General features: G+C 68.6%; 7 protein-coding genes. 1 reads left to right on the forward strand and 6 read right to left on the reverse strand.

Annotated elements, in window-relative coordinates; translation table 11 throughout:
- Positions 1 to 489: 489 nt before the first annotated feature.
- Complete coding sequence (locus AB0M20_RS16635; RefSeq protein WP_364298917.1) at positions 490 to 2193, forward strand: D-glucuronyl C5-epimerase family protein; 1704 nt, start codon at positions 490 to 492, stop codon at positions 2191 to 2193.
- A gap of 6 nt (positions 2194 to 2199) precedes the next feature.
- Here AB0M20_RS16635 and AB0M20_RS16640 read toward each other — a convergent pair whose 3' ends face one another.
- From AB0M20_RS16640 to AB0M20_RS16665, 6 genes are all read right to left on the reverse strand, one after another.
- The gene (locus tag AB0M20_RS16640) at positions 2200 to 2871 is read right to left on the reverse strand and encodes a DNA alkylation repair protein (RefSeq protein WP_364298919.1); all 672 of its coding nucleotides are present in this window, start codon (positions 2869 to 2871) and stop codon (positions 2200 to 2202) included.
- A 60-nt stretch (positions 2872 to 2931) separates the two neighbouring features.
- Positions 2932 to 3975 carry a hypothetical protein gene (locus tag AB0M20_RS16645; RefSeq protein WP_364298921.1) on the reverse strand — a complete coding sequence of 348 codons (1044 nt, stop codon included), beginning with the start codon at positions 3973 to 3975 and terminating at the stop codon, positions 2932 to 2934.
- Positions 3972 to 4487: a SigE family RNA polymerase sigma factor gene (locus AB0M20_RS16650; protein ID WP_364298923.1), complete on the reverse strand. Its 516-nt coding sequence runs from the start codon at positions 4485 to 4487 to the stop codon at positions 3972 to 3974. The genes AB0M20_RS16645 and AB0M20_RS16650 overlap by 4 nt, the downstream gene beginning before the upstream one ends.
- A 1221-nt stretch (positions 4488 to 5708) precedes the next feature.
- Complete coding sequence (locus AB0M20_RS16655; RefSeq protein WP_364298925.1) at positions 5709 to 6077, reverse strand: hypothetical protein; 369 nt, start codon at positions 6075 to 6077, stop codon at positions 5709 to 5711.
- An 80-nt stretch (positions 6078 to 6157) separates the two neighbouring features.
- A complete protein-coding gene (locus AB0M20_RS16660) occupies positions 6158 to 7387 on the reverse strand; it encodes a LysM peptidoglycan-binding domain-containing protein (protein ID WP_364298927.1) in 1230 nt (409 codons plus the stop codon).
- Positions 7388 to 7652: 265 nt separating this feature from the next.
- The coding region (locus AB0M20_RS16665) for a hypothetical protein (RefSeq protein ID WP_364298929.1) at positions 7653 to 8029 on the reverse strand (377 nt) is incomplete at its 5' end.

Genomic DNA, 8029 nt, shown 5'->3' on the forward strand with positions numbered 1-8029 from the left:
GCGACCGGTCCGGCCCGGCCGGCTGAGCCGGTGCTGCCTGCGCGGCCGGCGCCGGCAGGGCGATGAGCAGCAACAGACCGGCGACCAGGCCGGCGGCTGTTCGGCGAGTTCGTGTCATCTTCCGTTGTCTCCCCCGTGTTGTGCCTGGCAGGTCAAGGCCTAAGGGTCTTCGTGACCGCGCCCCGACACATCAACCGATCATCCTTTATCGAGTCGTACCCCCGGCATCCCGGCCGGAGTGCGAGGTGTGTGAGCTTATTCATGATCACCGACCGTGCGGTAGCCGAGTGATGAGCCCGCGCCGGAAAGTGCGGTGCGATCTGACCGTATCGAGCGGATTGAGGGGCTACCGCGGGCGCAGACCCGCCGACAGAATGGACGCGTCCCGCACTCCGCCCGGTCCGGAGTGCGCGATCACGGGGGCGACATCCCGCTCATGCGGGCCGGCGCCACACACCATCAACGCCAGCTCGTCCACGGGAGGTCGACATGTCCGACACGGCACGCACCCCGTTCTCCGACCCCAACGACTTACCGGCGCCCGGCGATGCGCCGCCGCGTCTGAGCCGCCGGCTCGTCCTCGGCGCCGCGGCCGCCGCCGGCGCGGCACCACTGGTCGCACCGGGTTCCGCGGCCGGCCACGCCGCGGTCTCCGCCGCCGCCCACGCCCCGGCGAAAGCCGCCGCGCCGACGCCGCCCGGTCCCCCGCAGCTGATCGATCCGGCCTTCGAGCTCAGCCCGCCGGAAAGGCCTCTCGCGCCCTGGGAGCGGCGGCCTCTGCCCGGCGCCGACGCGCGCCGGCTGGCACCGAAGGCCGCCTCCCGCCCGGACGACAGCGCGGCCCCCAGCAGCCGCCTGGCCGCGTCGAGCCTCCCGTTCACCTTCGCCGTGCACGACTTCCCGGTCCGAGAGGTGCCGCTGGAGCTCTGGCCGTATTACCGCACGAGGGCGGTGCCGGTGACGGACACGGGGACGCACGACTCCGCGGGTGTGCGGATGTCCCTGCGCAACGGCCGGCTCTATAACCACCCGGTGGCCCAGGCGCAATATGGCCTGGCGCTGCTGGAGAGCTACCGGATCACCGGCAACACGGTGTTCCTGGACCGCGCGCGTCAACACGGGCAGCGGTTGTGGGACACGCGGGTGGTGCGGTCGAACGCGTGGTTCTACCCGTACCCCTTCTCATTCCAGCTGCACGGCACCGCGGAGGTCTACAACCCGCCGTGGTATTCGATGATGGCGCAGGGGCAGGTGCTGAGCTTCTTCACGCGGCTCCAGGCGGTCACCGGCAACGCCAACTGGGCCACCGCGGCGCACAACACGTTCAACTCATTCAAGCTCGGGCCCGCGGTGCGCCAGCCGTGGGGGGTCTACGTGGTGGGTGGCCGCCTGGTCCTGGAGGAGTATCCCGACCCCACTCGGATCCACGGCGACGTCACCTACAACGGGCACAACTTCGCCGCGTACGGGTTGCACGACTACTGGTCGTGGACCAAGAACGCGGACGCCCTGCTCCTGCTGCAGGGGGCGATGACCACCACCCGGGACTGGAGCGGCAGCTACCGGATCTCCGGCTTCCGCAGCAAGTACTGCCTCACCCACGCCACCGACTCGGGCCACTACCACGACATCCACATCGACCAGTTCGCGCACCTGTACGCGATCACCGGCGACGCCGTCTTCGCCCGCACCATCGACACCTACTACAACGACTCCCCACCGAGCGCAGTCGCCGGCACGGTGCGGCTGGCCGCCGGCGGGCACACCGGCTGCAAGTTCGACAGCAAGGGCCGCGTCACGAGCACGAAGCTGCTGAGGCTGAACTCGCCCAGCAGCGCGCCGTCCACCTACCGGGAGAAGATCTGGAGCCAGCCCGGTCTCTGGTACAGCATCAGCGCCGGTGGGCTGTCCGGCTACAAGGTGCAGGAGAAGCCGCCGACCCGCTATCAGCTCGGCCGGTTCGCCGGCGTCAGCTATCTGGTGAACCGGTCCGCGAGAATCGCGTACAACGCGCCGAAGGCGTACGTGGTCGACGCGGCCGGCAGCTCGACCTCCGAGGTCACCACGTACCGGGCCGGCGACACGGTGTTGATCGACTCGCGTGCGGCGCTCAACGCCAGCCAGCACGTGCGGCTGGCCGACGGCCCGTACGTGGGAAAGTGGCTCCCCTTGCCGGCGATCACCTTCAGCTGATCTTCCCTATCCATCGCCCCGGCGGCGCACCATCTCGGTGATCCAGATGGGGGCGAAAGGAGACGTGCAGTCCGGCGGGGTCGGATAGTCCTTGAGCACTTGGAGGCGCTCACCGATGTCCATCGCCCGGGCACGGTGCTCGGGGTGCTCGATCCCGATCTGCGCGAGGCAGTGGTTCATCGCCCATTGCAGGCGGTCCGGCGCGTCCTTCATCTCCGCCTCGATGACCTCGAGCAGGCCGGAGAGGTCCAGTCCGTCGGGCTTCTTCGCGACCCGGTCGGTGGTCAACGCCCAGCCGGCGCTTGCGACCACCGGATCCGGATCGGCGAACCAGGCCGTACGCAGCTCTTCGCAGTGCGGGTTCTTCTTGGCCGCGTAGCCGACCAGCCAGTCCTGCACCTTCGGAGTGCGCGCCTCGCGCAGCATCTTGTCCAGCTCATCGCGCTCGAACGCCTTCGGGCGGCAGATCAGGATCGCCAGCAGTCTCGCCGCGGAGTCACCGGTCTTCCACAGCCGGCGCGCGAGATCCTGCTGGGTCTTCAGCTCCTTGGCGAGGGCGCGCAGTTTGCCAAGGTTCACGCCGTGATCGTCGCCGTGCTTCTCGTTCACCTCGCGCGTCCGGGGATCCTCGAGCACGGCCAGTCGGGCCATCACCTCGGCCACCGTCGTCTCGGACACTCAGCCTCCTCTCCGTCGCGGAAGGCCCCAGCCTACGAGGCGTTTCCCGCTGCTCCGCTCTCAGTCGTCGGAGAGCTCGCCGGCCACGACCAGATCCTGCAGCTGTTTGCCCAGCCCGGCCGGGACTCGGACGCGGCCACCGGCGTCCGAGATCGCCTGCGGACAGGTCGCGTCACCCAGCACCACCGTGGCGCTGCTGTCCGCGGTCTTTCCGTCACCGTCGCCGATCAGGATCCCGACCGAACCGGGCGCCTGCAACGTGCACTCCTCGCCCGCGGTCACCGGATCGTCCAACTCGCCGAGGGCGGCCATGATCTGGTTGAGCGTCTTGGTGTCCGTCGCGACCCGCATGCCGTTGCTCGGCGGCACGTCGCTGACGGCGTAGTTGATGCGGTCGGGCAGCTTCAGGCGGCCGGAGGGCGGAGCGGACGGACCGGCCGGCCAGGTGACTCGCTCGAGCAGACGCTCGCGACCCTGCTCGTTCCCGGAAAGAAAAACCGTCGTCGCGTTCGACTCTTCGTTGAAGGCGCGGTAGGTCCACGCCGACGTGCGCATCCGAAGGTCGAGCTCCTGGACCACGAGCAGATTCCCGTCCTTGGCCACCAGCCGTTCCGGACTGGCGGCGGGCCGGCCGACGCCCTCGTCCACGACCGCCATCCAGTCCTTGGCGTCCGACTGGCACGGAGGCAACTTCATCCGTGGCGGAGTGTCCGATCTCGACGACGGCCCGGGGAGCGATGATGCTCGTGGGTCCGGGATCGGAGACCCGGCTTCCCACTTCGCGGCGAGGTAGACGGTGCGTGGTTCGGCGGTGCAGGGGTTGAAGGTGGGGAGTCTGCTGGTACGCCAGCCCTCGGGGACCTCGACCGACAGGCCGCCGAAGCGGACCGTGGCGGGATCCGCCCCGTCCGGGGGCGCCAAGGCGAGGGGCACAGCGACAACGGCCGCCACCGCGGCAGCGGCCGAGCCGCCCGCCATCCAGGCACGGCGGCGGCGCACACTGCGCCGTCCCAGCTCGACCATCCGGGCGGCCGGGTCGGTCTCGGCCGGCGTCACGGAAGCCGCCGCGCGTTCGAGGAGCTCACTGGCTTCGGTGGAATTCACGACGTCTCCTTGGAAGATTCGATTGAGAGGTCGCCGACGCGCAGCGCCGCGAGGGCGCGGGAGGTACGGCTCTTGACCGTTCCCACCGCAACACCGAGGGTCTGGGCGACCTCGGCCTCGGAGGCGTCAGCCCAGAACCGCAACACGAGAACCACCCGCTGATCGACGGGCAGGCGGCGCAGGCCGGCCAGGACCTGCACGCTGAGATCCGACTCGTCCGCGAAGCCGCGACCCGGCGCGTCCGGCAGCTCGTCGGTCGGGACCTCGCCGAGCCAGCGCCGGCGCCGGGCCCGCATGGCGGTCCGAACCATCACCTGCCGGACGTACGCCTCCGGCCGGCCGTCGGGCACACCGAGCCGATGCCACGACCGGTAGGCGGCGATCAGCCCTTCCTGGGCAAGATCTTCCCCCAGCCGGGTATCGCCGGCGAGCAGCGCCCCGAAGCGAACGATCGCGCGGTACCGACTGGCGACGAAGTCCTCGTAGCCGGCGGGTTCCCCACTGCGAAACAAGCCCATACCTAAGTAAGGGCCCTGGACCGGCCGGATGGTTCCAGCCGCCCAACTCCGGTAGTTGCTGCCGACCGAGCGATAGGTCCTTTGACCTGCGCAAAGGCACCGCGCCGTGTATGCCGTAGGCGAAGCGGAACGGCCCAGGTACCCTGTGACCGCGGGCTGCTAGCTCAATGGCAGAGCTGAGGACTTTTAATCTGGGCATCGATTCGAAACTCTATTGGAGTCCGGCCCGTGAGCTGCTTAAACTTCAATTTAAAGTTCCACCGTGGACGTGGGTTGCTCCAAAACTGCTCCATTGTCGTCGGACGTTTGCCGCACGCTTAGGACCCATCCGGATTTGGTTACACGAGCGCTCGAGTGGACGACTTCGGTGTGCACCAATGGCACGGCGGACTAGTGTGTGTTCGCTGGCGGTTGGAGTTGGGCTGGCGCGCCAGTTGAAGCCGGGTTCCACCCAGCGATGCCGTTTGTAGGGCAGCCGGATCGAACGTCGGTGGCCGGCCGCCGTTGTGTCCCTTGCGCAGCCGGCCTGACGGTCTGGTCTCTGGGCTGTGGGATCGTCGTGGTGACGCGCTTGCTCTATAGCACCCGGCGGTCTAAAGCGCCCCGCTGCTCCCAATCCGCTCCCTTAACGCACGCTCCCGAGGCGGGCACGAGCGCCTTCATCGTGCATGTCTCGGCCCCGTCTCACATCACCCACGGCATGCCCGCCAGCGGGCCTGGGGTCAAGGGTCGCGTCGCCGAGGCCGGGTCTGTATAGCTTGATCCATGCCTCAACGTCGACCGGCCGCCAGACCTTGCCCTGCACCAGTTCGTCGTAGGACGCCGGCCAGTCGGCGCGGCGAGTGAGCTGATAGACCCGCTGTCGACTGATGCCGCCAAGTCGCTGTCTGATCTCGGCTGCACCCATGATGATCCGATACCTGTGACTTGCTTACAGGAGACACTAGGGTGTTGCGAATGTGTCGGACGTCCGACCGGCATGGCCTGGGCGACGCGACGCAGCTGCCCGCGCCGAGAGTCTTCGGCATAGTCGGGGGTCATGTGTACGTCGTCGACGTCCAAGACCGCTCCGGTGGCTGGAAGAAGTCCAGAACCTCACGATCGAGATGCCAGCGTGCGGTCGCGGCGGAGGACCTAAACCCGCTCCCCGCCGGTGACACCACTGCCGCGGCCACTCAGGGGCGCTGCAGTTCCGTTCAACCTCTCCGGCGTGCCTTACCACCGCGGCCGCGTGTAGCGGGTCTCCTGCCAGTACTCACACAACCATCTGCGCTCTTGCAGGGAGTACACCCGCACCACCTGCACAGAATCGTCGCCCAGATCCGGCCATGTGCAACTGGACATGACCACCCCGAGCGTGCCGTGAAACCGGGCACGTACCTCACTGACCTCGAGCTTCAGCACCGGGCCGGCGGCAATCTCCTCAACGAGATCGCTGATGCCCTGCGCCGGTAGCCGGCCGTCCCACGGCCGCCGCAGGAACCCGGACCGGACCGCCGCCCGCAGGGTCGCCTCCCAGCCAAGCGGTGCGCCCTGCGCCGCGGCGACGGCACGATCGGCGGCAACGAGCGAGGCGATGGACACGGTCAACCTCCTGCGGGACGGATCGGTCGTGACGACAGGTGCTACGGGTACGAGCGGCCGTACCACTGGAACGACGGGCACTAAGGAATGGTCAAGCGTGCGCCGACACGCAGCTGGCCCGGATCGGCCAGCTTGTTGGCGTCGGCGATAGCCGGCCACCTGTCACTGTCGCCGTACATCATTAGCGCGATGCCCCACAGGGTGTCCCCCTTGACGACGGTGTACTCCCGGACCGGTGGTGCGGCCGCCTCCTCGTTGGGTGGCAGCTCAGGCATCTGCTGAAGCAGCCAGCCGATGACCTGCATGCCCGGGGAGGACAACTCCCCGCCGCTGATCTTTCCGGAAACAGGGAAAGGCCCGAAGTTGGTCGCCTGACCCGACATCTCGACGTCCTCAGGCGACCACGCGCCGACGATCTTCATGTTACAGATGACCAGCATCCCGATCGGCAGCCAGGGCAACGCCCCCGCCGTGCCCAACCGGGTAATTCCGCCGCGGCTGATGCCGGGCACCATCCACGTGGTATCGGTCAGCAGCGGCCAGAACCACCACGGCCGGTCGATGCGTACGACACGGGCATTGAAAGTGACCGTGGTGTCCGTGTTCGTCGTTGACGCAGCGACCGGCGCGGCCCGCAACAGGCGGGTTTTCGCCAGCATCCGGTCACCCAAGGACAACCGGGCGAGATCGCCAGGGGCCGCGCGGCGCAGCAGGATACGCCCGTCCGCCACCCGGGGCGCGCCGGTAGCCGGCACCGCAGGTGGAGGAGGTGCCGGGCGGGCCGGCCGCACGCCCCGGATCAGCGACGCCGGGATGCCTCGTTGCAGTAGCGCGGCACGGCGGATCACCTCGGTCACCGGCAGGTCGGGCACCGCCGTGGCCGGCAGCTCGACTGCCGTGGCGACTTGCTGTGGGCTCGGCGGCAACTGCCACTGCAGTGTCTGCGGTGCCGGCGCTCTGGCGGAGCCTGCGATGGTGAAGGTGCGCCGCTGCCACCCGGCGGTACTGCCCAGGTCGTACCAGTCCACCGGCTGGGCGCCGGCCGGGCGGAACTCCCGGATCTGGCCGGTCACCGACGCCAGACCGGCATTCTCCCACTGCCGTCCCGCTTGTGCCTTGAGAGCGCCGAACGCGGCGATCCGCTCCTGCCGGGTGGTGTCGCTCATGCCGGACGGCAGATACGGTTCGGCCGCGTTGACGATCCGGAAGAAGTAGCAGGTGTCAACGTCGACGTCGGAGAACACGACGTCCTGATCGGTCAGCACGGCCGGCGTCGCATTGACCAGATCGGAGAACCGTTCGATCGCCATCTGCGGGGAGACGCCGAGCTGAGGCTGTCCGGGGATCATGAAGTCGGCGTCGGACAGGGCGACGCCGAACCGGTCGAACCGGAACACCACCGACGCACCTGCAGGCGTGCCGAGCTCCGTCAGGATCCAGTCCCTGACCGGCTGGAGCAGCGATTGGGTCAGCAGACCCATGAGTCGTCCTCCCGTCTACCACCGGCCCGCCCCGGGCCCGCAGCAGGGTTGCTACTGCCGGGGGCCGGCTGTGGGCGTCCCTGTCACCCTCGGCTCAGGGCTGCATGAATTCCGACGAGGCGTGCGCTGGGCAGGCTGGGAGAATTTCCGATACGGTTCCGACCCACTGGATGCCCGGACACCGCAGCCACTCGCCGGTGTTGTCGGTATCCCAGTCGTACTCGTCCTTGCGGTGCTCGCCCTTGCCCTTGAGCGAGAATGGCCCCCAGCCGATCGACGCGCCCGCGGCAGTGCCGGACGTCTGCTGCTCCCAGTCTGTCTGCCAGTTGTCCCACTTGATCGAGACGTCCTTGGTCAGGATCAGACTGGTCACCATGGAGGGCAGGAACACCTCCTGGCCAGCGGCGGGTAACTCCTGGCCCATCTTGCCGGTCGAGATGCAGTGGGCCGGGTAGTCGCCGAACAGGAACC

The sequence above is a fragment of the Actinoplanes sp. NPDC051633 genome (genome assembly GCF_040681735.1).
Taxonomy (GTDB): domain Bacteria; phylum Actinomycetota; class Actinomycetes; order Mycobacteriales; family Micromonosporaceae; genus Actinoplanes.